Source organism: Syntrophomonas sp. UBA1041, assembly GCF_002316705.1.
Lineage (GTDB): Bacteria > Bacillota > Syntrophomonadia > Syntrophomonadales > Syntrophomonadaceae > DTU019.
The window spans coordinates 30,206-32,745 of record NZ_DCEA01000066.1 but is presented as its reverse complement, the minus strand read 5'-3'; the positions used below and the strand labels follow the sequence as shown (position 1 = coordinate 32,745).

The following is a 2,540-nucleotide window of genomic DNA, read 5'->3' as shown; positions in this document are numbered from 1 at the left end:
GGCCCCGCAGACCGCCACCAGTTTGACCCGGGGATAATGCTTTTTTAAGAGGCTGTCGAGGTGATCCATATCCAGCTGGCCCCTGTCATTCAGCCTGAGATACTCAACTCGAGCCTGGCTGCGCCAGGGCAGGTCATTGGAGTGGTGCTCCATGGCGGTAGTGATCACCACATCACCGGGTTTAAGTTCCAGGCGGTAAGATAATTTATTGATGGCCTCAGTGGTGTTTTTGACCAGAATTACGGTGTCCAGACTGGGGTCAGCCCCGACAAAATCGCCGATCACTTCATGGCTGTGGTCATAGACCCGGGACGCTATCAAGGATTTATAGCCGGTGCCACGGTGAACACCGGAATACCATTTCATAAATTCATTCATTTGCTGCAGAACTGATTTAAGAGGCGGGGTGCTGGCAGCGTTGTCAAAAAAAATAAAGGGAGTTTTCTTCTTTCCCAACACCGGCACTTTGATGTTTATGCCATGGATATTATTGCGCAGCGCAGTACTGGGGCTGGTCATAACGGGTATAGAAAACAAATGCATTCATCCTGTCACATAATGTTTTCTTATATGTTATGAATGGAGGCTAGATTTGGGAACACAGTATGCACATTTTACAGAATCAATGACGGGGCGGTTTTATATAAAGAGTTGGATTTCCGCCTTCCTGGCCTGCTGTAAATAGTCATGCACAGTGTTTACTTCAACCCCTTCAAGCATCTCTTCGGCCGTAAAGCCCATGATTTTCATGGAAAGCTCGCAGGCATGAAAGCGCACCCTTTTATTAAAGGCGCCATGCAGAAATTCTCCCAGCTGGGGAGCTTCCTTGGAATCCATCATATTGAGCAGCATTTGTTTGCCAAGGCCGGCCATATTCATTTTAGACAACGGCAGGTCCTCCGCCCCTGAGGGTGTTGCCACAGTGAACATTTTCTCGTATAAATCCTTGTCTTCTGTACTTAGCTTCTCGGGGTCGCGCAACAGCAGCAAGCCCCAGAAGGCGCAAAACACATCAACTTCCATTTCCAGATCACGCGCCCCGTTGGCCAAGATCATTGCTGCCAGGCATTTATCGTAGTCCCCGCTGAATAACAGAATACTGAAACCGCTCTTCTCCATGTCATCACTCCTTAATCGGGTAGGAGGCCACCCATTATTTGAGTGGCCGACCTCCCACACCACCGCTCATGCGGTTCCGCAAGCGGCGGTTCCAAAGTTTACACTTACTTCGCCGAGTAACATTCCGTCAAACTGAGGTATCCGCCACGCTTGAATCTCTCGTTGGATAGGGCTCTTGATAAGATTGGGCTATGGGCAGTACGCCAGTAGCCTTTTCTTGTGTTTGCCCACATCCATGCCTGTTCTTCCTTGATTCCTGCGCGTTTAAGGTTCTCAAAACGCGTACGGACCCTTTTCCATCGTTTCCAGGTTACCATTCGTATGCGACTTCTAGTCCATTCATCGAGTCCTTGTATCAGTTTCTTTGCATCTGCCAGCTTGAAGTAGTTCATCCATCCACGGATCACTTGGTTTAGCCGGGTTTTCCTGGCCTCAATTCCCATCCCGTTACTGCGTCCTGTGATTTCTCGAATTTTGTCCTTGAATTTCCGGACACTCTGGGGATGTATTCTGAGCTTCCCTTCGCCCTTATGGATGTAGAAGCTGTACCCCAGGTATTTGACCTGACTCACGTATGCTACCTGTGTTTTCTCCCGGTTTGCCCTCAGGAATAGCTTTCCTTCTATGTAGGGGAGAATATGGTCTAGCGTGCGCCTAGCTGCTTTCTTGCTCTTGCAGAAAATCAGCAAATCGTCCGCATAGCGGACGAACTTGTGCCCCCGTTTCTCCATTTCCTGGTCACATTCATTCAGCATGATATTTCCAAGTAATGGACTTAGGGGACCGCCTTGCGGTACTCCTTCCGGACTGTCTTCAAACATACCGCCCACCATGACTCCTGCTCTCAGGAATTTATGGATGAGCGAGATTACCCTTCCATCCTTTATCGTTTCTGATAGTATCTGGATGAGCTTGCTCTGGTTGACCGTATCAAAATACTTTTCCAAGTCCATATCGACTACATATTTATAGCCTTCTGTGATGTTGGTCTGGCATCTTCTGAGCGCATCCTGGGCGCTCCTTTTCGGTCTGAATCCAAAGCTGTTATCTGAGAACTGCTTTTCAAAGATTGGACTTAAGACTTGGCATATCGCTTGTTGGATAAACCTATCCACAACGGTTGGTATCCCCAGTTTTCTGGTCTTCCCGTTCTCTTTGGGTATTTCTACCCTGCGCACAGGTTTGGGGCGGTATTTGCCGTCCCGGAGGGATTGCATAAGTTCTTCCTTGTGTTCTTTCAGGAAGGGCAGAAGTTCATCTACCTGCATTCCATCAATTCCACCCGCGCCTTTGTTTCTCGTTACCTGTTTGTAGGCCCGGTTCAGATTGTCTTTGTCTAGGATTTGCTCCAGCAATCCTTCCCTCTGCTCGTTGGTGTTGGTGCTGTCAGTTTCAGCTATCTTTGGTGACCCGCACGCTTC

The 2,540-nt window shown here is 48.7% G+C and carries 3 protein-coding genes; all 3 read right to left on the bottom strand.

All coding sequences use genetic code 11. From position 1 onward, the window contains the following. A partial coding sequence (locus B2633_RS09725) for an aminotransferase class V-fold PLP-dependent enzyme (protein ID WP_483170425.1) occupies positions 1–537 on the bottom strand: 537 nt, incomplete at its 3' end. A gap of 102 nt (positions 538–639) precedes the next feature. After that, the gene (locus B2633_RS09720; protein WP_483170424.1) at positions 640–1,119 is read right to left on the bottom strand and encodes a DsrE/DsrF/DrsH-like family protein; all 480 of its coding nucleotides are present in this window, start codon (positions 1,117–1,119) and stop codon (positions 640–642) included. 104 nt (positions 1,120–1,223) lie between these two features. Beyond that, positions 1,224–2,540, bottom strand: a 1,317-nt coding sequence (gene ltrA / locus B2633_RS09715; protein ID WP_483170422.1) for a group II intron reverse transcriptase/maturase, incomplete at its 5' end; no start/stop codon positions are given.

Bases quoted from the DNA above. Each gene is read 5' to 3' on its own strand.
- B2633_RS09720 (WP_483170424.1), bottom strand. From the start codon at position 1,119: ATGGAGAAGAGCGGTTTCAGTATTCTGTTATTCAGCGGGGACTACGAT.